Consider the following 22,806-nt stretch of genomic DNA (forward strand, 5'->3'; position numbering starts at 1 on the left):
GGGTCAGCCCGTGGGAGGCCAGGGCGCCGCTGACCGGTGGACGGCACCGAGCCGTACGCTTGAACTTGGAAGGGGGAGGCCTCGCGGCCTCCCCCTTTTTTGCGTTTACGGGCTTTTGTCTCACATAGTAGCTGTGTTTTATAACCCTCGTTTGTCGCATCTTCTGTGAACGGGCTACAATAACTTAGTCTGTGCGATATGGAGGTGAACATGGCTGAAGCTGGTATCGGCGTTGATATCGTCGAGATTTCCCGCATGAAATCAATTCTTGAAAAGACGCCGTCGTTTGCTCGGCGTGTGTTTACCGAAGAAGAGTGTGCGTATTGCGATGCATCATCGCGCCCCGCCGCTCACTATGCGAGCCGCTTTGCTTCGCGCGAGGCGGTGCTTAAAGCTCTCGGCACGGGTTTTAGTCAAGGCGTGGGTCGCAAGGATGTTTCGGTAACGCGTGATAAACTCGGCAAACCGAAGGCGCTGCTTTCGGGTCGTGCACTCGAGATCGCTCAAGAGCTGGGTGTTGTTGAGGTTGCTCTTTCCATTACGCTTACAGGAGACTTAGCCGTTGCGAATGCCATCGCGATTACCGAAGATGCTCGGCCTAAGCCAAAAGAGGAAAAGGTGAGCACCAAGAAACGCGTTGCGCAGACATTTAAAGAGGCTCGCTCTGTTTTAGATGAGCTTGAGCAGCTGCAGAATTCAGCATTGACGGAGCACCTGGGCGATGCTTCGCAAGATACGCTAGGAGCATAGATGAAACCGGTTTTGAGTACCGAAGAAGTCGTTCGTCTCGAGGATATCATCGAACGCGAAGGGACTTCGAAGGCCGAGCTTATGGAGCTAGCGGGTGAGTTTGCCGCCAACGAGGTCTTGAAGCTCAATCCCGATCGGGTTCTCGTTCTGGTCGGTTTTGGTAATAACGGCGGCGACGGTTGGGTTGCCGCCGAAATCCTGAGCCATAAGGGTGTGGACGTGGATATCGTTTCTCCGGTTGAACCGGATGAGATTCCTGCTGCTCTGGCACGTCATGTTGCTCGTCGTACTGCCGGCCGCGATGTGCACGTTTGCGTCGGCCCTTCGCGTGACGAACTCGAGGTTTTGATCGATAAGGCCGATGTTGTTGTCGATGCCATTTTTGGTACCGGTTTTCACGGGAATCTGCGTGCGCCGTTCTCCATCTGGATTCCTACGGTCAATGAATGCGCCGATTGTGTCGTATCCATTGATGTCCCCTCGGGCCTGAATGCCGAGACGGGCGTTGTTGATGACGACTGCATTCGTGCCGAGCATACGGTGACGATGATTGCGCCCAAGATTGGTCTGTATAGCGCTGATGGCCCTGAGTATGCTGGCGATTTGATCTGCGGCAATCTTTACGACCGTCTTGACGAGGTCATCGATGATGTCGACCACGCCGCCGAGATTGTCGAGCCCGGTGACTTAGTTGATTACTTTGCCCCACTACCTACGAATATCGATAAGTATTCCCGTGGCTCTGTGCTTATTGTCGCCGGATCTGCGCAATATCCTGGTGCTGCCATTATGGCGGCCAAGTCTGCAGCTCGCGCGGGTGCTGGTTACGTGGCAGTCGCGGCTCCTGACGCCTGCGCCAATCTTATTCGCATGGCACTTCCTTCGATTCCCGTCTTTGCTATTCCGTCTGATTCCCGCGGCTCCTTTGGCGCCGCTGCGCGCATGACTGTGTGCGAGATTGCAAAGAAGTACAGCTGTGTGCTGTGCGGTCCCGGTATGACGACATCTGCCGGCGCTATGCAGGTGGTTTCGGGCTTGCTCGAGCTTGATGTGCCGCTTATCTTGGACGCCGATGCACTCAACTGCCTTGCTAAGATTGCCATTGACGGTATTGATAGTAATCCCGAGATGTATCGTCGCGAGCAGCCGTTGGTTATGACGCCGCACTATCGTGAACTTTCGCGTCTGGTTGCCGGTGACGAGGTGAACGACCTTGGTACTGCGATTGCAGCCGCGCAGAAGGTTGTCTGGGCTGCAGGCTCTGACAATCTGGTGGTCATTGCCAAGGGGCCGACGACGGCTATCTGTGGCGTTGAGCGTGTGCTGCTGCCGCTCTCGGGTCCGGCTTCTCTGGCAACTGCCGGTTCGGGTGATGTTCTCGCGGGTATTTTGGCCGGCACGCTTGCCACCATGCGCGACGAGATGGATCGTTGGGAGCTGCTGTATTCGTACGCCGTCGCACTTCACAGCTACGCCGGTTTTGCCGCGGCGACGGAGTATGGTGAGAAGAGCGTCATCGCGACCGATCTTATCGACTTGATCGGTCCGGCCATGGAACTGGCGGCAAAGGATGCGCTCGAAGATCTGGGAATCATGGACGAAGGGTCGGATGACTAATCATGAATAAAGCCGATTTGACGCGCTGGTCCTGGGTCGAGATCGACCGCGGGGCGCTCCGTCGCAACACGAGGGCCTATAAGAACTTGCTGAATCCACGTCAGCGCCTGTGCTGCGTGGTCAAGGCCGATGCTTATGGTCATGGAGCTGTTGAGTGCGCCAAGATCATGTATTCGGCCGGTGCCGACATGTTTGCCGTGGCGACGGTTAACGAGGGCGTTGAGCTCCGACAGGGCGGGATTACGAAACCCATCCTCATCCTAAGCGAGCCGCCTATCGAGGCCATTCCGACGTTGCTCGAGTTTGATATCATGCCTTCGGTCTATACGTCTGATTTTGCTCTTGCGTATGGCGAATGTGCCGTCGCGGCGGGCAAAGTGGGCAAGTATCATCTCGCCATCGAGACGGGCATGAATCGTATCGGCGTTCACTACACGCAGGTGCTCGACTTTGTCCGCGGTATAAATTTCCATCGCGGTATTCAGTGTGACGGCGTATTTACGCACTTCGCCACGGCCGATGAACCTTCGGGCTGGGACTACAAGCTGCAGTGTCAGCGCTTTACCGAGGCCGTTCAGGCCATTAAGGATGCGGGTTTTGAGTGCGGTATCGTGCACTGCGCCAACACGCCGTCCTCGATGCTTGACCCCTCGATGCATTTTGATATGATCCGCGCCGGCGTTGGCTTGTATGGCATGCAGCCGTGCGAGCTGAGTGGCCGCGTGATGCAGCTTGATCCCGTTATGAGCGTCCATGCGCGTGTGACGCGCGTGGCACACCCTGCGATGGGTGAGGGCGTGGGCTACGGTTTTACCTACCGCGTACCGCGTACGCGCGTTCAGATCTGCACGCTGCCGATCGGTTATGCCGATGGCCTATCGCGTACGCTTTCCAATCGTATGGATGTGCTGTATCGCGGCGAGCGTGTGCATCAGGTTGGCAATATCTGCATGGACCAGTTTATGGTCGCCATTCAGTCCAACCCGGCACACGAGATTCCCGAGGCCGAGTATGGTGACGAGATGATCATTGTCGGCCGCGATGGCGATGCCGAGATCACTATGGACGAGATGGCCCGACTGCGCGGAACGATTAACTACGAGGTCGCCTGCGGCTTTGGCATGCGTCTCGACAAGGTCTACGTGTAGGAGCCGCTATGGGCGTCATGCACATCCCCGGCCATACCCATCAGGCACCACGTGAGGTCGCACTCGAGGAAATTGAGGCCGTTCTGGGCGATTGTCACCTCTGCCAGCTCTACCAGTCGCGTCACAATATCGTGTTTGGCGTGGGAAACCCCCGCGCTCGCGTGATGTTTATTGGTGAGGCGCCGGGCCGCAATGAGGATTTGCAGGGCGAGCCCTTTGTGGGGGCGGCAGGCGAGGACCTCAACGGCATTTTGTCGCTGGCGGGGCTCAAACGCGAAGACGTCTACATTGCCAACGTGCTTAAGTGCCGCCCGCCGGGAAACCGCAATCCGCGTCCCGAGGAAGTGCTGGCTTGCTCGCCGTTTTTGCGTGAGCAGATTCGAAGCATCTGGCCCGATATTATCGTGACGCTCGGCAACCCCGCGACACACTTTGTGCTTAAGACCGAGATTGGTATTACTAAGCTGCGCGGCAGGTTCCACCAGATGGGGCATTTTGTAGTAATGCCCACTTTTCATCCGGCAGCAGCGCTGCGCAATCCGGCGTGGCAGGAGCTGCTGGAGGAAGACTTTAAGATGCTGGGCGATTATCTGGAGCGACATCCCGCACCAGAGGACGCCTCGGAATAATAAGGAGCATATATGTCCCTGGAGCGCCTGGGGGTAGGTACTTACAAAACGACTTGCGCTGCCGATACGGAGTACTTTGGCGAGCTAATTGCACCGTGCCTTGAGGACGGCGATGTGCTCATCCTGACCGGTGGCCTGGGGGTGGGCAAAACTCACTTTACCAAGGGCGTCTCGCGCGGGCTGGGCGATGGGCATATGGTTACGAGCCCTACGTTTGCGCTCATGGCCGTTCACGATCAAGGTCGTATTCCGCTGTTTCACTTTGATCTATACCGCCTGGAGCATGCCTACGAGCTCGAGGATACGGGCATTTTCGATGTGCTGGGCTATGAGGGTGCTTGCCTGCTGGAATGGGGCGAACAATTCCAGGACGAGCTGACGGATGAGTATCTTTCGGTGACGCTCAAGCGTGATGAGGGCGACAGCGATGTGCGAACGATAACGCTTGAGGCGCACGGTGACCGCGCAATGGAGCTTTCCCATTTGATTGATAGGGCTGTACAAGATGAGCTTGCATAACGACAACGCGCTGGTGGTGGCGCTCGATACCTCGACCGACATGCTTGCCTGCGCGGCAAGCTGGATTGATGGGCAGACGGGCGAGACGAAGCTCGTGAGTGGCGACCACATGTGTCGCCGTCACGCCAACGTTGAGCTCGTGAATACCGTTGATGGCGTGCTGGCTCAAGCCGGTCTGGATCGCAGCGATGTTGGTTGCTATGTGGTCGGCCGCGGCCCGGGGTCCTTTACGGGTGTGCGCATCGGCATCTCCACTGCCAAGGGCCTCGCGCGTGGTGCCAATGTTCCGCTGCTGGGCGTGTCGACGCTCGACGCCTACGCTTGGACGGCGTGGAAGGCTGGCGTGCGCGGCAAGCTTGGTATCTTGGCCGATGCTATGCGCGGTGAGGTATATCCGGCGCTGTATATGCTGGTCGATGAGGGTCCCGAGCGTCAATTTGAGCGCGAACACGTGGTCAAGGCCGCCGTTGCGCTCGATGAGTGGCGCCAAGCAGCGGACTGGGACCAGGTTCAGCTGACCGGTGACGGTCTCGTGCGCTATGGCAAGCTGCTGGGCGAGGACGAGACCGCCCGCTGCGTGGAGCGCGACCTGTGGTGGCCTTCGGGCGAGGGCTTGCTGCTCGCGCACGCTGCGGGTGACGGCGATCCGGCCCGCGTCTTGCCGATTTACACGCGCCTTTCGGATGCCGAGGAAAACGAGCGCAAGCGTCTTGGTCTTGCCGAGAGTGCGCAGAGCGAAATTACGGGTGTTGCCGATGAGCTCGCCGGTCGTCATCTGCAGTTCCGTCCCATGGGCGCGGCGGATGCCGAGGGCGCGAGCGCGCTGGAGGCTGCCTGCTTTGAAGGTGCCGGACACGAGGCGTGGACGCCGGGCATGTTCCTGTCCGAACTGGGCGAGGACGTCGCTGCGCCGCGTAGTTGGTGGGTGGCACACGACGACGGCAAGCTGCTGGGCCTTGCCGGCGGTATGGTCGTGGACGGTGATGTGCAGATTCTGGATGTCGCCGTCGACCCGGCACATCGCCGTGAGGGCATTGCCCGCAAGCTGCTGTCGCATGTGAGCTATGATGCCCAGATGCTCGGCTGCACCACGGCTTCGCTCGAGGTCGAGGACGGCAACGAGGGAGCGATCGCGCTTTATAACGCTCTGGGCTTTACCGAGGCAGGACGGCGCCGCGGCTACTATGGTGCCGGCAAGGATGCCATCGTCATGACGGCGCCGCTGCCCTTGGTGCTCCCGGTCGACAACGCTTCGCCCGAGCCGACGGCGGCTGAGCAGCGTGTATGGCCGCTGCCTGCGCCCGAGCGAACCGTTGAGGAGCGCGCTGAAATTGAGCGTCGTCGCCTAGTGCTCGCTATCGAGAGTTCCTGCGACGAGACGGCCGTGGCGATTATCGATGCGGATGGCAATATGCTGGCCAACCAGGTGTCGACACAGATTGATTTTCACGCCCGCTTTGGCGGCGTGGTGCCCGAGATCGCCTCGCGCAAGCACGTTGAGGTGATTGTGAGTGTCGTAGATGCGGCGCTCGAGGATGCCGCGGCATCGCTTGGCCTTGAGGGTGGGGCGATTGCGCCCAGCGAGCTTGCCGCCGTGGGCGTGACACAGGGTCCGGGCCTGGTGGGCGCCCTCGTGGTGGGCGTTGCCTTTGCCAAAGGCTTTGCCTACGCTGCCGGTAAGCCGCTCATATGCGTCAACCATCTGGAGGGGCACCTGTTTGCCAACCTGCTGGCGCAACCCGACCTCAAACCGCCGTTTATCTTCACGCTTGTCTCGGGTGGGCACACCATGCTCGTGCACGTGAAGGCGTGGGACGATTACGAGGTGCTCGGTGAGACGCTCGACGACGCCGTGGGCGAGGCCTTCGACAAGGTGGCCAAGGCGTTGGGCCTGGGCTATCCCGGTGGCCCCATCATTTCCAAGCTGGCCGAGACAGGCAACCCCAAGGCGATCGATTTTCCCCGCGCGCTTAACAGCAGGGGAGACTATCGTTTCTCGCTTTCGGGCCTCAAGACGGCGGTGACGCTCTACATCGAGCAAGAGACCAAAGCCGGGCGCACGATTCACCTGCCCGATCTGGCGGCTTCGTTTGAGGCGGCTGTCTTTGACGTGCAGTACAAGAAGGCCAAAAACGCATTGCACGCTACCGGATGTAAGGAATACTGCATCGGCGGCGGCGTCTCGGCCAACCCGCATCTGCGCGAGATGATGATCAAGAAGCTTGGACGTCAGGGGATTCGCGTAACGGTGCCGCCCTTGTCTGCCTGTACCGATAACGCAGCCATGATCGCGGAGGTCGCTCGCCGTAAATTCGACCGAGGTGAAATCTCGCCGTTCGACGTCGACGCCGATCCAAACATGACGCTGTAGCTGGTACGGCGCGGTCCCCGGACGGAGGGGCCGGATATAAGGTTTCCTGCTCTACAGTCCTGCGCAAGACGAAGGCCGCATTAAGTGGCCTTCTTTGCGTGCGGAACTCGCGATAAAGTTCATATGCGCCGCCCGGCTCCCGCGACTCTCAGGGGCATCTCTCATGCAAAAACTGTCGTGGGGTAAAGTCCGAGGTCAATGGCGTTTTGTACCGAGAAATTCAAAAAAGTTGAAAATTCATTACATATTTGCGTTGACTTTAGGTAACTAAAGTTTCATACTCCTTTTCAACCACTGGGGGATGTGAACACGCACGGATCGTTCACATCATGATTGAAGAGGATTTCTTAGACATGTTCACGCATCAGCTAAACATTATCAGCGTAGTAATTATCTGATGCGGGTTAGCACATACAGCTAGCCCGTACGATAACGGGCGGCTGATGAAGATGAGGGCCGTCGAGCGCAACCGACGGCCCTCATTTTTTATGTCTAGGAAGTTCTTTTTAGAGGAGGAAATGTAATGAACGGAGTTTTGCTCATGGTTGTGGCCGCGGCGGTGCTCGCCTGCGGCTATCTGGGCTATGGCCGATGGCTGGCCAACAAGTGGGGCGTTGACAAAGAGGCCCTCACGCCGGCCAAGCGCATGAAGGACGGCAAGAGCTTCTCGCCCGTCTCCGCCTTCACCGCGTTCTCGCACCAGTTCAGCTCGATCTGCGGTGCTGGCCCTGTCACGGGTACGATCGTCGCCATGGCCTTTGGCTGGCTGCCTGTCGTGCTCTGGGTCCTCATCGGCGGCATCTTCTTTGGCGCCGTCCACGACTTTGGTGCCCTGTACGCTTCGATGAAGAACAACGGCAAGTCGCTCGCTCAGCTCATCGAGAAGTACATCGGCAAGACCGGCCGTCGCCTGTTCCTGCTGTTCTGCTGGCTGTTCTGCATCATCGTCATCGCCGCCTTCACCGACATGGTCTGCAAGACGTTCATGTTCACCCCGGCCGTTGACGCTTCTGGTGCTGCTACCGGTGCCATCGACTTCACCAAGTCCTATGCCGCCGGCTGCGCTGGTACCATCTCCATCCTGTTCACCTTCGTCGCTATCGCCTTTGGTTGGGCCCAGAAGAAGTTCAACCTCACCGGCGCTGCCGAGTTCGTCACCGGCGTTGTCCTCATGGTTCTCATGTTCGCCGTCGGTATGCAGTTCCCGGTCTACCTGGATAAGTTCCAGTGGTTCGCCGTCGTCATGGTCTACCTGGTCTTCGCTGGCGCTATGCCCATCCAGATGCTCAAGACCCCGCGTGACTACCTCACTTCCATCATGATGATCGTCATGATCGTCTGCGCTGTCCTCGGCATCGTCGTCCTGGGCGTCAACGGTCAGGCCACTATCACCGCTCCGGTCTTCACCGGCTTCTCCACTGCCTCCGGCATGATGTTCCCGGTCCTGTTCGTCTCCGTCGCTTGCGGTGCTCTCTCCGGTTTCCACAGCCTCGTTTCTTCCGGCACCTCTTCTAAGCAGGTCGAGAAGGAGCAGGACGCCGTCAAGGTCGGTTACGGCGCCATGATCGTCGAGTCCTTCGTCGGCATCCTTGCCATCATCGTCGCCGGCATCATGTTCTCCGACATGAACACCGCCGGTACCGGCGCCCTCAACGCCGGTGTCGCTTCCACCCCGTTCCAGATCTTCGCCGCTGGCATCTCCCGCGGTATGCAGGCCTTCGGTGTTGACGGCACGCTCGCTACCGTCTTTATGACCATGAACGTCTCCGCTCTGGCCCTGACCTCGCTCGACGCCGTCGCCCGCATCGCCCGCACTTCGTTCTCCGAGTTCTTTGCCCAGACCAACGATGCCCTGGCCATCGAGTCCAAGGCCGGCTACATGAAGGTCCTCGGCAACCCCTGGTTCGCCACGGTCGTTACCCTGCTTCCCGGTTTCGCCCTCGCTTTTGGTGGCTATGCCAACATCTGGCCGCTCTTTGGTGCTTCCAACCAGCTGCTCGGCGGCATGACCATGATCACCCTCGCCGTGTTCTGCAAGTGCACCGGCCGCAAGGGCTGGATGCTCTATGTGCCCGTCGCCTTCCTGCTCTGCTGCACCTTCACCTCGCTGGTCCAGAGCGCCATGGGCTGCATGGCCGCTGTCCAGGCTTACGGCTTCTTCGGCACCATCCCGGCTACCGCCACCACGGCCGCCGTCTCCGTCGCCGCCACCAAGGGCCTGCAGCTTGTCTTCGCCGTCCTGCTGATGGTCCTGGGCCTCATCGTTGCCGTTAACTGCCTCAAGGAGTTCTTCGGCAAGGAGGCCGGTTCCATGCCCGACGAGGAGCCCGAGTGGTCTGAGATGGGCAAGGCCGAGTACGGCCGCGCCGCTGCCGCTGAGGCTCCTGCCGACGCCGAGGCCGCCAAGGCTTAGTTGACCTGACGAGTTGAACGTCACATCTATATGACTCGGAAAGACCGGGTCCGCGATTTCGCGGGCTCGGTCCTTTTTTCATGCAAAAGCGGGTGACGCTCGAGTGTTCTCGCAGATGTTTTGCGTGGATAAGGGCGCGCGTTGTACCATATAGACGTATATGTGTGCATATGAAAGGGGCCCCGTGGCCAAGACGGTATATTCCGATAACCAAAATAATGTCGATGCCCTGGCTGAACGTCTGAGCAGCCGGACGTCGCTTTCTGCCGAGCGTGCCAAGCTGGTTGCCTACGACCTGCTCTGCCGCAAGGTGCTCAAGATTAAGTCGAGTGCGCTGGCGCAGATTTTCCGCTCCGTCGATAAGGAATGTGACACCAAGGCGATGCGCGATGAGCTTATCGCGGCAAATATCGTGACAAAGATCGAGGGTAGCGGCATTAACGGGCGCCCGGCGTTCTATACCATCAATGCCGAGATCCGCGATGTCCAGGAGCAGCCTGCCGAGTCCGTCGAAGATTTTGTCGTCGAGGATTCTGCTGACGTGCCTGCTGTGGAAGAAGTTGCTCCGCGTGAGCATGTCGATACCGATGAGTTGCTCGATGAGAACGTCGTGCGTGCCTTTACGGCCAAGGCAGGACGCGGCGGTTTTGGCGGGGGTGGCAAGCGCGATGCGCAGCGCCGCGCCCAGCAGGAGCGCTTCCGTCGCGCCGTTGCTCAAAAGGGTGAGACGGATGCTGAGGCCGTCGAGGAAAAGTCCGTCGGGATGCAGGAGCCGACTCGCGCTCAAGAGCATGCTGAGATCCAGGACCCCAAGCGTCGCCGCGGTGCCCACTTTAAGGCCGAGCAGCGAGGTATTGCATGCGAGGTCCAGGATTCCGTCGAGGCTGCTGACGCGTCCGATGAACCGGTCAAGAAGGCTCCGGGTTCATGCCGTCCCGGACGTGGTTTTGCGGGGCGCGCGTATCCCGTAAGGCATCAGGAGAAGAGCGAGCCGGCTTCGACCACTCAGGACGAGAAGGCCGTTGAGGCGGCGGCTCGCGAACAGAAGCCTGCTGAGCCGCAGCTTGAGGTTGATGCCGAGGCCAAGGGCCAGCAGCCTACTGATGAGCAGGCGGAGCAGGGCGCGTCGAGCAAGCCTCGCCGCCGTCGCCATCGTGGGGGCCGCAGTTCCCATGCCGAGACTGCAGCCGAGAAGACCATGCCACAGGACGAGGATGCGAAGGTCGAGGTTTCTTCGGGGCAGCCTAAGCGCCAGCCGGCGAAGGAGAGCAAGTCCGATCGTCCGCAGAAGCAGGCGCCTATGCCGAAGCGCGAGCGCAATTCCCAAGGCGATTCTAAGCGCAAGTCTCAGAGGAAGCCGGAGTCTACCGCAGCAGATACTGCTGCCCAGCAGCCCAAGTCGGCAGTCCACGGCGAGGTCTCGGCGTTTGCCCTTGCCCGCGTTTTAGGCAGGCAGCTGCTCAAAGTTGTCCCTACGCCTACGGCGCTCTCTAAGATCAAGGAGCAGCAGACACAGATCGTAAAGGTCGAGGGCAAGGACGGCAAAAAGGCTCCGCAGCGCACTCAGCACAACGAGATGTCCAACCGCAAGATTGCCGAGGAAATCGCAATCATCCAGGCTTGGATCGAGCAGAACCGAGGTGCCGATACGCCGGTTGCCTCGCGCCGCCAGCGTGCCTACCAGATCTTTAACGACGAGAAGGCTTTTGACGGCAAGCACGGTGAGCGCCTGATCAGGCGTATGACCGAAAAGGGCATCAGCATGCAGGCGATCAAGGTCGCCCCCAATCGCCCCGTGCACTTTACGGGCTTTTTTACGCTGGGAGCCGACAAGCCGTTCATTATGGTCGAGAACCTGGACACCTACGACGAGATCGTCAAGCTGCTGCGTGGCCGCAAGCACGCCAAGCTCTTTGGCATCAAGGTGGGCGGCGTGATTTTTGGCGGCGGATGCAAGGCGAGCGTCTCGCATGCCCTGGACGATTATCTGGCCGAGATTGGCTATCGCTTTAACTACGTCTACTACGTGGGCGATATCGATCGCGAGGGCGCGCGTATCGTCGAGCAGACTCGCAATGCCAATGTGGTTGAGATTCGCCTGCATGCCGGCATGTATCGCGCTATGCTCGCCGAGCATAAGCGTCGCGTGAAGGCCGGCGGCGAGTGCGAGCCCGCGGCTGCCAACCAGGGCGTGCCGCAGAACCTGGCGGCGACGATCAAGGATCTGCCCATGGTTACGCGCGTGCAGTTCCGCAACGTGCTGCGCGAGGGCGGGCGCATTCCGCAGGAGATTCTGATGACCGCAGACTATCGGGATGGCGACTCGGGAAGCTTCGACCGCATGCTCAACAACTAGATTCCGCCGTTCTACCGAACGGCGGTCTTCCTGACGCTGCGAGGGGCCCTGGCACGGCAATCTGACGTTCAACTTCGGCGGCGCGACCAGAAGGTCAGCGCCGCCTTGTTTCACGTCACCTTGCCATACCAGGACCCCTCTCGCTGTCACGTCCAAAACATCGAGGTCGCGTGGCCTTCTTTGCGTGCGGAACTCGCGACAAGCTTAATGCCCGGTCCGCCGGGGCCACGCGCCATTTTGTAGATGGCGGCTCGCTTTTCGGAACTGGGCTGATATTTCTTGATGCGAGGTGTTCTCGACTGGTATGGGACGGAGGGATTCCGCGTCCGCCTTTTCGGCGGCCGCGCCCCGCTGCGTCGCTTCGCTCCTTGCGTGCTGCGCTGGAAAACGCTTCGCGTTTCCTCAGCTCCGCACCCTTGCGGGTTCGAATCCCTCCGCTTGCCCACAAGAAAGCGCTCCAGGTTCATAAGGGCCCGGAGCGCTGTGTTCTTAAGGGCTGGGACGGAGGGATTCGAACCCCCAACAGCCGGCACCAAAAACCGGAGTTCTACCGTTGAACTACGTCCCAATGTGCGGTGTTGCCCAAAAGCAACTCGTTTAGTTTACCTAATCTGCGAGGGCATCGCAAACGCCGTCGAGCAGGCGTACGGCGAGTGTCTGCGCGTCGCTGGCCGTGAAGGTGCCGTTGTAGCGCGTCATGCCCGTGAGCTCAATGCGAATGCGTGCCGGCTTCTGCTGCGCGGCGACATTGGCAGTGCGGATGCGCTGGGCCAGGTTGTGGCACTCGGCGAGGGCGATCGTGGCGCGCGGCGCTGCATCTGCGGGCAGCTCATCGCTTGCGATCTCGAGCACTAGGTCAACGTCGGTTGGGACCTCGGAGTCGCAGAGCATCATGCCGCTGTTGTCGGTCGTTGCCGTGGCGATATTCCACATGCGCGACGCAACGCTGCGTGCGATGGGGTCCTCGCCGATAACGGCAATCTGGAAGCGCTCGAGCACGTTGGCGGCGCGAGCAAAACCGATGCGGGACTCGGCTTCGGTGACCGAGGGCTTGCCCTCCCACACATGGTGCAGGCGGTTGATGTAGGCGTAGGTGTCCTGGAAGGCCATGCCGTCGGCAAACAGGCCGACATTTTCCTGGAACTGCTGCAGGGCGGCCTCGGTATGCGGACCAAAGTAGCCGTCGTCTTCGCCACAGGCAAAGCCCAAAACGTTGAGAGCGCGCTGCAGGGCCTGCACATCGGCGCCATGGAAATTGGGCATGCGTAGATAGAGGGTGCGGTCGCCCAGCTTATACGAAGCGTCTACAAGGGCGCTCCAACAGGGGATATCGACGGCATGACCGGCAGCAAGGCCGCTGTCGAGCCTGAAGGTGCTGACGGCCTGCTCAGTGGTGGCTCCAAAGTACTTGTCGGTGACTTCGGCGGCATCAATCGTGTAGCCGAGCTGCAGGAGACGAGACTGCACGTCCTCGACGGCTGCTCCTTGCATGCCCGTTGTAATAGGTTCCATGAACGAACCCCTTTCGGCGTACCATTCGTACTATTTGAGCGTCTGTCGGATAGACAACGCAAAGGGATGCATAAACATGCACTCAACAGTGTAGCAAGTTGTGCCTAAATACGCTGCTGACAGGTTTTATAACCCCCGTTAGTTAAGGCGCTCCACAAAGAAATCTGCCATGGAGAGGAACAGCTCGCGTGCGTGCGGATCAAGCTCAACGTTCTCGATGGCCGCTTTGGCCTTAGCGGTCAGGTCGAGCGCGTAAGTGTGGGCGTAATCGATGGAGCCGGTCTCCTGGAAGATCTCCACGGCGCGTGCGAGCTGCGCGGGGTCCTCGGTGCCCGAGGAGAGGATCGCTTCAATCTCGTCGTGATAGCGCTCATCGGAGAGGGCGTGTACGGCGACAAGCGTGCGCTTGCCCTCGGTGATGTCGGTGCGGAAGTCCTTGTTGGCGGCCTCCTTGGTACCGATCAAGTTGAGCAGATCATCTTGAATCTGGAAGGCAAGGCCCGTGTGCAGGCCAAAGGCGCGCAGCGCCTCAATTTGCTCCTCGCTGCCTCCGCCGATGATGGCTCCGGTGGCAAGCGGCGTGGCTCCGCTGTAGTACGCGGTCTTGTGCGTCGCCATGTCCAGGTAATCGTCGACCGAGATGTCGAAGCGCCCGTCGCGTACCCAACCCAGGTCGAGCGCCTGGCCCTCGATGGTGCGGACGATCATCTCGGTAAGCTCGTGGAGCACGCGGAGTTTTACGTTGGGCTCCAGCGTGGGGTCGTCGAGAACCGTCTTGGTGACCATGGTAAGTGCCAGGTCGCCGCAGTTGATAGCAAGCCCCGTGCCCTCGGTGAGGTGCATGCAGGGCTTACCGCGGCGCAGCTGCCCGTTATCGGCGATGTCGTCGTGGATGAGCGCACCCGACTGGAAATGCTCGATGGCCGCCGCGGCGCTGCGGGCGCTCTCAAAGCTGCCGCCCACTGCGGTGGCGGCGAGCATGCAGATGAGCGGGCGGTGGCGCTTGCCGGCATTGGCGGTAAATGCCGAGAGCGGGGTATACAGGTAGCGCTCGATATCGGCAGAGGTCGCCTGTCCGTCAAAGAACGTGGCCAGATAGTCGTTGATCTGGTCAAAGTGCTGGGCTAAAAAGCTGGTAAACGGACTGGACACGGGTTCTCGCATTCTTTCTTAGGTTGCATCGTTGCGGTGTGCAGATACCATATTGCCACATTGGAGTTGCCGGCGCGTCTGTTTTGGCGATTTGGGGAAACGGGACGTGTGCGCGTGCCGGCTGCTTATATAAGCCTAAAGTGCTCGAGCGCCTTGACGACGCCATCTTTGTCGACCGAGTCGGTGATGTAGTCGGCGCGCTTTTTGAGATAGTCCGGCGCATTGCCCATGGCGATACCGACATCGACGGCGTTCATCAGCGAGACGTCATTGCTGGCGTCGCCGATGCCGTATACGGTTCCGTGGTGGGGATCGAGGGCGTCGAGTACAGACTGGATGCCCCCGCGCTTCGTGCATTCGCGGGGCGAGATTTCGGTTACCTCGAGTTCGAGCTCGTTAAAGCACAGCAGCGGCTCAAGTGCCTTATCTTGAGCGATGTGGTTGGCGAGCGATGTAGACATCAAGATCTTGTAGACACTGTAATGTTGCAGCTGCGTGACTGCGTCGCCCAGGGTGCGCGCGTATCCGGGGGCATCGGGGGCATCGGCACTCATGCGCACGACGCCGTTGAGGCCCTCAAAGCGGATGACCTCGCCCGATTGCTCAAGATAGGGGGCAAGATGCTGCAGCATGCTGGGCGTCATCGACAGATCGCGAATTGCGTGTCCGTTGATCTCGGCGTAACCGCCCGCAAGACAGACGATGCCGGTCCAGGGCAGCTCAAAAAGTTTGGGGTGGATGCAGCTGAGGGTGCGCCCCGTGCAGATAAAGGCCATGTTGCCGTTGGCGACAAACTCGCGGATTGCCTGCGAAACCGCCTCGTTGGGATAGGGGGAGAGGTCCCGCTCGTCTTCGGGAAGGTCTTGGGCGAGCCTGGGGTCTTGCCAGGCGAGCGTTCCGTCGATATCGAAGAAGCAGATATCGCCGCGCTTATGGGCTGCGCTGGCGGCAGGGGAGGCCGAGGTGGTGGGCACAAATTCCGGCTCGAGGCCCATGATCTGGTCAAAATGCTCTTTAACGCGGGGAACGGAGATGCCGATGACCACCTGGGCGGTCTTGCCGGTAATGATGAGGCCCTTGGCGCCCACCGCGACAAACGACGCGTTATCTGCAACGATGGAAGGGTCTGCGACCTCGACGCGCAGACGCGTGGCGCAGTTGGTTGCGCCCACGATATTGCCAACGCCACCTAAAAGCTGAATTACCCGCTCAGCGAGGACGTGATCTTGATCGGATCGACTATCGACCTCGTCGTTGGGAGATTGCTCTTTGGCAAAGCCGCTTTCCGTTAAACGATCGATTGCCGCGCGATTGGCGACATGATCCTCGCGGCCCGGCGTCTTAAGGTCATAGGCCAAGATGAGTGCTCGAAAACTAACAAAAAAGATGAGGCTAAAGGCAAGGCCGATACCGAGCGCCAAAAGATAGGCACCGGCATGCGTGCGCATGAGCGGAATAAAGTTGAAGGCTGCCATCTCCATGAGGCCGCCTGAGAAGATGCCGACGATGCCAAAGAGATTCATGGTTGTGGCAAGGCAAGACGATAAGACGGCGTAGAGAAAAAAGAGCCCGGGGTGGGTGAACATAAAGAGAAACTCGAGTGGCTCGGTAACACCGCAAACCACCGAGGCGATGATGGCGGGAACAAGGATGACCCTGAGGCCGGCGCGGCGCTCGGGTTTTGCGGTGGAGTAGAACGCGGCTGCGATGGCAGGAAGGCCAAAGAGCTTGACCCAGCCAGTGGCGGTAAAACCGGCCCACGGCGCAAGCTCATTAAGGGGGCGCGTGCTATGGGAGAGGATGGGGAGCAAGCTGCTCCACGTGGCGTAGATGCCGTCGTTAATGACCAGGTTGTCGTAGTAGATCGGCATGTAGAGCAGGTGGTGCAGCCCCATGGGCTCGAGTGCTCGCTCCAAAAGCACAAAGATGCCCACGCCAAAGGGGCCGACGCTCGTAAGTGCATGGCGCAGCGTTTCGGTCATTGCGTATACGGAGGGCACGATGGCGGCCGAGATAGCGGCAAGGGCAAACACGGCAAAAAAGCTGATGAGGTAGACCAGCGAGGAGCCCGAGAAGGTGCCGAGCCAATCGGGAACCTTGGCATCGTAGAAGCGGTCATGGATGGCGACGACGGTTGCCGATACCGCCAGCGGGCCGATAATGCCGGTGTCGAGCGTCTTAATGCCGTCGATGACGGTGATACCGTTGGCGGGGGTCAAAGATGACGGGTACTTAAGTCCAAGGTTGTCTCCGCTCAGCTTAATGATCTCGCTCAAAAAGAAGCAATAGGCAAAATAGGCCACGAGTGCCTCGAGGCAGCAGCGTGCCGGTTGCTTTTGGGCAAGACCGATAGGCAGCGCTACGGCAAAAAGGAGCGGGAGGCGTTTAAAGACCGTCCATGAGCCGCGCTGGATGATGGTCCAAAAAACGTACCAAGGGGTTCCGTATACGGCGAGATCGCCGACGATGTCCGCAGTCGTTGCGAGAGCGGAGACGCCGACCATGAGGCCCGATATAGAAAACAGCATGGCGGGAGCGAACATCGCCCCGCCAAAGCGTTGGATTTTTTGCAGCATGTTCTGCCTTCCGAATATCGAGGCGCGTTGCGCGTGGGGAAACGTTTAAACAATGGATTCATTGTAGAGGACCAGACGATTGTCGTACCGGCAGTTTTGAGCGAAACCGATTTGGGCACGACAGAAACCGTCAACGGTTAAATCCTGTCGCTTTACCGATATTCGGTTTAAACAACTTTAAGAAATGCTATCGTGCCTAGCCGGAAATAAATTATGTAGAGGTGAAACAATGCCAAAAGCGATATACGAAGGAATCTACCGCGAGATCCGTTCGCGCATCATTAACGGGACCTATGCGTTTCAGGAGATGCTGCCAACCGAAGCCGAGCTGACCGCGGAATTTGGCTGCACGCGCAATACCGTCCGCCGCGCTTTGAGCATGCTGGCCGACGGGATGTTTGTGCAGCCCATACACGGCAAGGGCGTGCGCGTTATTTGGCTTAAGGGCGAAACCGACATGTTGGGCGCACTCGAAGAGGTTGAGTCGTTTGGCGAGTTTGCAAAGCGCAACAATGCCGTTGCATCGACGGTCGTTAAGTCCTTTGAACATTTGATTTGCACCGAGCAGCTCTCTTGTCGCCTGGGCTTTAGGGTGGGCGAGGAGCTTATTCGCGTAGTGCGTGTCCGAAGCCTCAACGGCAACGCGCGCCAAGTGGACCATGGCTATTTTTTGGCGTCGATCGCCAAGGGCCTGACCCCCGAGATCGCGGCAGATTCTATTTACGGCTATCTGGAGCACAAGCGCGGTGTCAAAGTGATGGCGAGCCGCCGTACGGTGAGTGTCGAGCTCGCCAACGATGAAGACTGCAGCTATCTTGACCTCGGCAAATACAACTGCGTTGCCGTCATGGAGAGTCAGTCGTACACCTCGGATGGCATCTTGTTTGAGGTGACGCACACTCGCACACACCCCGAGATCTTCCATTACCGCGTCAATTCCAAGCGATAGCCGGCTAGCTCGCAGCCTGACGAGACTCATGCCCTCAAAGAGAAAACGCCCGGTCAAACCGACGATGCATCGGCTTGACCGGGCGTTTTCTCTGCATTCGATAACAAATAATTGTTTATACAAAACTTGTCAAGTATCAAGTTGAAATTACCGTTCACCGAAGTTTTTCTACCGCTCTAGTAATACTTGTTCAAACAACTAGCCAAATAGCGTATCGTACAAATCAGCAAAAGGGGCAAAGTCCCCGAGCCAATCTCCGAAGGCGGCGGCAAAGGGTGCCGCCACGGTGTGAAAGGGTGGATTGTAATGAAGAACGAAATGAGCAGAAGGCAGTTCCTGGGCTTTGCTGGTTCCGCGGCTGCGGTTCTTGGTCTGGGTCTCGTGGGCTGCGGTGGTTCTGCCGGCTCCGGCTCCTCTGCTTCTGGTGACGCTGCCGAGGTCTACTTCCTCCAATTCAAGCCCGAGGTCGATAAGGAGTGGAAGGAGATCGCCAAGGCCTATAAGAAGGAGAAGGGCGTCGAGGTCAAGATCGTGACCGCCGCCTCCAACACCTACGAGGAGAAGCTCAAGTCCGAGATGTCCAAGAGCTCCGCTCCGACCCTGTTCCAGGTCAACGGCCCCACCGGCCTTAAGAACTGGAAGGATTACTGCGCCGACCTGTCCGATACCAAGCTTCGCGGTGAGCTCATTGACGACTCCTTGGCTCTGCAGTCCGACGGCAAGGATCTGGGTATCGACTGGGTCCAGGAGAGCTACGGCATCATCTACAACAAGCAGCTGCTCGAGAAGGCTGGCTACAAGGCCGAGGACATCAACTCCTTCGACAAGCTGAAGGCTTGTGCCGACGACATCCAGGCCCGCAAGGACGAGCTTGGTGTTGAGGGTGCCTTTACTTCCGCCGGCATGGATGACTCCTCCAGCTGGCGCTACACCACCCACCTCGCCAACCTCCCGCTCTACTACGAGTTCGAGAAGGAGCACAACCAGGAGGACGACGAGATCAAGGGCGAGTATCTCGACAACTTCAAGCAGATTTTCGACCTGTACATCACCGACTCCACCTGCGATCCTTCGCAGCTTGCCTCCAAGACCGGCGACGACGCCACCAACGAGTTCGCAACCGGCAAGGCCGTCTTCTATCAGAACGGTTCTTGGGCCTACGCTGACCTCACCAAGGCCGGCATGACCGACGATCAGATTGGCATGATGCCCATCTACATCGGTGTCGACGGCGAGGAGAACCAGGGCCTGTGCTCCGGCGGCGAGAACTACTGGTGCGTCAGCTCCCAGGCTTCCGAGGATGCCCAGAAGGCCACCGAGGACTTCATGTATTGGTGCGTCACTTCTGACACCGCCACCAGCATCATCGCTGACAAGATGGGTCTGACTGCCCCGTTCAAGAGCGCTAAGGAGACCACCAACGTCTTCTCGCAGCAGGCCGTTGCCATGGCCAAGGACGGCAAGAAGACCGTCGCTTGGGACTTCGTTTACATCCCCTCTGAGGAGTGGAAGAAGAACCTCAAGCAGGCTCTGATTGCCTATGCTGCCGACAACAGCAAGTGGGACGGCGTCAAGAACGCCTTCGTCGATGGCTGGAAGACCGAGAAGGCTGCTTCCGAGTAAGCAGTTGCTGCCCAAGCTATCTGATTAGCGACAGGGGGCGGGCAGACGTTGGTTTGCCCGCCCCCTGCATATTGAAAGGACCCTTCTATGGGCAAAGCACTCAAGCGCTGGTGGCCGCTCTTTATGCTGCCCACGTGTCTGGCGTTTATGATCGGGTTCGTGATCCCCTTTATCCAGGGTTTCTATCTCTCGTTCTGCCAGTTTATTACCATCAACAACACGCACTTTGTCGGTATCGAGAACTACGTGCGCGCACTGTCCGATCCGCAGTTTGCCACGTCGTTCTTCTTTACCGTGGCGTTTGCCTTCCTGTCGACGGTGCTCATCAACGTGATCGCCCTCGCCATCGCGCAGGCGCTCACCCGCAAAGCGCTCAAGGGCACCAACATCTTCCGTACGATCTTCTTTATGCCTAACCTGATCGGCGGCATCGTGCTGGGCTACATCTGGCAGATTCTGATCAACTGCCTGCTCTCCAACGTGGGCGCCCAGCTCATCGCCCTTAACTCTGCTGCTGGCTTCTGGGGCCTTATCATCCTGACCCTGTGGCAGCAGGTCGGCTACATGATGATCATCTACATCGCTGGTCTGCAGTCCATTCCGTCCGACTACATCGAGGCCGCCAAGGTCGACGGTGCCACGGCATGGCAGACGTTTTGGAAGGTTAAGATCCCTAACCTGATGCCGACCATCACTATCTGCCTGTTCCTGTCCATCACCAACGGCTTTAAGCTGTTCGACCAGAACCTCGCCCTTACCGGCGGCGCCCCCGCGCACTCCACCGAGATGCTCGCCCTGAACATCTACAACACGTTCTATTCGCGTGCCGGTATCGCATGGCAGGGCATCGGTCAGGCCAAGGCAGTTATCTTCTGCATCCTGGTCGTAGCCATCTCCATGATTCAGCTTAAGGCCACGAGGTCCAAGGAGGTGCAGCAGTAATGAAACGCGATAAGGTTATCAACCGCGCGCTCTCGATTTTCTTTACGATTCTGTCGCTCGCGTGGATCTACCCCGTGTTCATGATTGCGCTCAATTCCTTTAAAAAGGCAACTGCAATCAGCACCACCACGGCATTCGATCTGCTCACGCCCGAGACGTTCAACGGCCTCGCAAACTACATGCATGCCCTTAACGAGCAGGGCTTTGCCTCGGCATTTATGTACTCGCTCATCATCACGGTCACGTCGGTCGTGCTGATTCTGGTGTGCTGCTCCATGTGTGCTTGGTACGTAGTGCGCGTCAACAGCAAGATCTCGAACTTCTTCTATTACCTGTTCGTCTTCTCGATGGTCGTGCCCTTCCAGATGCTCATGTTCACGCTGTCCAATTTGGCGGACCGCATCGGCTTCAACACGCCGTTCAACATCTGCTTTATCTACCTCGGCTTTGGCGCGGGCCTGGCGGTCTTTATGTTCGCCGGCTTTGTAAAGAACATCCCGCTCGAGATCGAAGAGGCGGCCATGATCGACGGCTGCAACCCGGTCCAGGTGTTCTTTAAGATCGTCCTTCCCATCATGAAGCCCACCTATCTTTCGGTCGGCATCCTCGAGACCATGTGGGTCTGGAACGACTATCTGCTGCCCTACCTTACGCTCGACTCCACCAAGTACAAGACCATTCCTATCTTGATCCAGTACTTCCGCGGCGGCTACGGCCACGTCGAGCTCGGCCCCATGATGGCCTGCATCATGATGGTCGTTATCCCCATCGTCATCATGTACATCCTCTGCCAGAAGTACATCATCGACGGCGTGGTGGCAGGTGCCGTCAAGGGCTGATGCCGTAACTGTTTTGCAAGTTTCTGCGGCGCCCTCAACATGGTGCCGCATATCGAAAGGTAAAGACATGGCCGAGATCGTTCTCAAACATGTTCAGAAGGTGTATCCCAACACCGAGTCCAAAAAGAAGGGCTTCTTTGGCAAAAAGAAGAAGACCGAGGAGAAGAAGCACAACCTCAAGGTTACCGAGGATGGCGTGCTCGCTGTTGAGGACTTTAACCTCACCGTTCACGACCAGGAGTTCGTCGTCCTCGTTGGCCCGTCTGGCTGCGGTAAGTCCACGACGATGCGCATGGTCGCCGGCCTGGAGGACATTACCTCGGGCGACGTGCTCATCGACGGCAAGCGGGTCAACGACGTGGCGCCCAAGGACCGCGACATCGCCATGGTGTTCCAGAGCTACGCTCTGTACCCCAACATGACGGTGTACGAGAACATGGCGTTTACGCTTGAGCTCAAGAAGGTCTCCAAGGACGAGATCGACCGTAAGGTTCGCTCCGCTGCCGAGATCCTGGGTATTACCGAGTACCTCGACCGTAAGCCCAAGGCGCTTTCGGGCGGCCAGCGTCAGCGTGTCGCTATCGGCCGCGCCATCGTGCGTGACCCCAAGGTCTTCCTGATGGACGAGCCGCTGTCCAACCTGGACGCCAAGCTTCGTAACCAGATGCGTGCCGAGCTCATCAAGCTGCGCCACGAGATCAAGGGCACGTTCATCTACGTCACTCACGACCAGACCGAGGCCATGACCCTTGGCGACCGCATCGTGGTCATGAAGGACGGCGTCGTCCAGCAGATCGCCACGCCGCAGGAGGTCTTCAACCATCCCGCGAACATCTTCGTCGCCGGCTTCATCGGCGTGCCGCAGATGAACTTCTTCGATGCCCAGCTGGTGCGCTCGGGCAACGGCTTTACCGTCAAGACCGAGGACATGAACGTTGCTCTCGCCCCCGAGACCTGCGCTCAACTCGCTCTTAACTGGGACGGCGGCGACGTGAAGGAGATCACGGCCGGCGTGCGCCCCGAGCAGATCCTGCTTGCCGACAAGGGCGAGGAGGGTGCGCTCCAGGGTACCGTCGAGGTGACCGAGCTCATGGGTTCGACCGAGCACGTCCACGTGACCGCCCCCGACGGCCAGTTTGTCCTGATTATCCCCGTCGTCGACCTCGAGGCCAAGGGCGCGCTCAAGGCTGGCGACACCATCTGGTTCAAGTTCGAGAAGAACGCGACCCATCTCTTCGATAAGGTGTCTGGCAAGAACCTTATCTAGGCCCGGTGCATCCAGGCCCTCCCTTTGGGCGACTGCGGTATTGCCATCCTTTTGCCGCGGTCACATATAAGGCTCCCCTCCCGTCCGCTGAACTGCACCCCAAAACCTGGACGGCTTAAATAAGAACTACGCCGCAAGGGACT

At 58.9% G+C, this 22,806-nt stretch carries 16 protein-coding genes and 1 tRNA gene; 13 read left to right on the top strand and 4 right to left on the bottom strand.

Features of this window, described 5'->3' with window-relative positions; genetic code table 11:
* Positions 1-210 precede the first annotated feature (210 nt).
* The 8 genes from acpS (at position 211) to FGQ61_RS08420 (ending at position 11,803) form a co-directional block, all read left to right on the top strand.
* Positions 211-750, top strand: coding sequence for a holo-ACP synthase (acpS, locus tag FGQ61_RS08385; RefSeq protein ID WP_138375214.1), 540 nt, complete (start codon positions 211-213; stop codon positions 748-750).
* Complete coding sequence (locus FGQ61_RS08390; protein WP_138375215.1) at positions 751-2,367, top strand: NAD(P)H-hydrate dehydratase; 1,617 nt, start codon at positions 751-753, stop codon at positions 2,365-2,367.
* Between the two features lie 2 nt (positions 2,368-2,369).
* Positions 2,370-3,515, top strand: coding sequence for an alanine racemase (alr, locus tag FGQ61_RS08395; RefSeq protein WP_035137770.1), 1,146 nt, complete (start codon positions 2,370-2,372; stop codon positions 3,513-3,515).
* Positions 3,516-3,523: 8 nt separating this feature from the next.
* On the top strand, positions 3,524-4,144 hold the full coding sequence (locus tag FGQ61_RS08400) for a uracil-DNA glycosylase (protein WP_006235848.1): 621 nt from the start codon (positions 3,524-3,526) through the stop codon (positions 4,142-4,144).
* 12 nt (positions 4,145-4,156) lie between these two features.
* Positions 4,157-4,663 carry a tRNA (adenosine(37)-N6)-threonylcarbamoyltransferase complex ATPase subunit type 1 TsaE gene (tsaE, locus tag FGQ61_RS08405; protein ID WP_138113463.1) on the top strand — a complete coding sequence of 169 codons (507 nt, stop codon included), beginning with the start codon at positions 4,157-4,159 and terminating at the stop codon, positions 4,661-4,663.
* Positions 4,650-7,034, top strand: a complete 2,385-nt coding sequence (tsaD, locus tag FGQ61_RS08410; protein ID WP_138375216.1) for a tRNA (adenosine(37)-N6)-threonylcarbamoyltransferase complex transferase subunit TsaD — start codon at positions 4,650-4,652, stop codon at positions 7,032-7,034. The genes tsaE and tsaD overlap by 14 nt, the downstream gene beginning before the upstream one ends.
* A gap of 523 nt (positions 7,035-7,557) precedes the next feature.
* Positions 7,558-9,447, top strand: coding sequence for a carbon starvation CstA family protein (locus FGQ61_RS08415; RefSeq protein WP_138375217.1), 1,890 nt, complete (start codon positions 7,558-7,560; stop codon positions 9,445-9,447).
* A 184-nt stretch (positions 9,448-9,631) separates the two neighbouring features.
* A complete protein-coding gene (locus FGQ61_RS08420) occupies positions 9,632-11,803 on the top strand; it encodes a hypothetical protein (protein WP_138375218.1) in 2,172 nt (723 codons plus the stop codon).
* Between the two features lie 496 nt (positions 11,804-12,299).
* On the opposite strand, the gene FGQ61_RS08425 is transcribed toward FGQ61_RS08420, so the two are convergent.
* The 4 genes from FGQ61_RS08425 to FGQ61_RS08440 form a co-directional block, all read right to left on the bottom strand.
* Positions 12,300-12,371: transfer RNA gene (locus FGQ61_RS08425), tRNA-Gln, on the bottom strand.
* 38 nt (positions 12,372-12,409) lie between these two features.
* Complete coding sequence (locus FGQ61_RS08430; RefSeq protein WP_022094145.1) at positions 12,410-13,315, bottom strand: peptidoglycan-binding domain-containing protein; 906 nt, start codon at positions 13,313-13,315, stop codon at positions 12,410-12,412.
* A gap of 138 nt (positions 13,316-13,453) precedes the next feature.
* The gene (locus FGQ61_RS08435; RefSeq protein ID WP_138375219.1) at positions 13,454-14,467 is read right to left on the bottom strand and encodes a polyprenyl synthetase family protein; all 1,014 of its coding nucleotides are present in this window, start codon (positions 14,465-14,467) and stop codon (positions 13,454-13,456) included.
* A 125-nt stretch (positions 14,468-14,592) separates the two neighbouring features.
* On the bottom strand, positions 14,593-17,043 hold the full coding sequence (locus FGQ61_RS08440) for a PTS transporter subunit EIIC (RefSeq protein WP_138375220.1): 2,451 nt from the start codon (positions 17,041-17,043) through the stop codon (positions 14,593-14,595).
* A 229-nt stretch (positions 17,044-17,272) separates the two neighbouring features.
* Here FGQ61_RS08440 and FGQ61_RS08445 point away from each other — a divergent pair, with 229 nt between their 5' ends.
* The 5 genes from FGQ61_RS08445 (at position 17,273) to FGQ61_RS08465 (ending at position 22,663) form a co-directional block, all read left to right on the top strand.
* A complete protein-coding gene (locus FGQ61_RS08445; RefSeq protein WP_138375221.1) occupies positions 17,273-17,992 on the top strand; it encodes a GntR family transcriptional regulator in 720 nt (239 codons plus the stop codon).
* Positions 17,993-18,298: 306 nt separating this feature from the next.
* Positions 18,299-19,615: an ABC transporter substrate-binding protein gene (locus FGQ61_RS08450; protein WP_138341397.1), complete on the top strand. Its 1,317-nt coding sequence runs from the start codon at positions 18,299-18,301 to the stop codon at positions 19,613-19,615.
* Between the two features lie 87 nt (positions 19,616-19,702).
* A complete protein-coding gene (locus FGQ61_RS08455; protein ID WP_055285610.1) occupies positions 19,703-20,557 on the top strand; it encodes a carbohydrate ABC transporter permease in 855 nt (284 codons plus the stop codon).
* Positions 20,557-21,396: a carbohydrate ABC transporter permease gene (locus FGQ61_RS08460; RefSeq protein WP_006235865.1), complete on the top strand. Its 840-nt coding sequence runs from the start codon at positions 20,557-20,559 to the stop codon at positions 21,394-21,396. Before FGQ61_RS08455 ends, FGQ61_RS08460 begins: the two co-directional genes overlap by 1 nt.
* Positions 21,397-21,463: 67 nt before the next feature.
* Positions 21,464-22,663, top strand: coding sequence for an ABC transporter ATP-binding protein (locus tag FGQ61_RS08465; RefSeq protein WP_138375222.1), 1,200 nt, complete (start codon positions 21,464-21,466; stop codon positions 22,661-22,663).
* Positions 22,664-22,806 lie beyond the last annotated feature (143 nt).

The organism is Collinsella aerofaciens, from assembly GCF_005844325.1.
Classification (GTDB): domain Bacteria; phylum Actinomycetota; class Coriobacteriia; order Coriobacteriales; family Coriobacteriaceae; genus Collinsella; species Collinsella aerofaciens_G.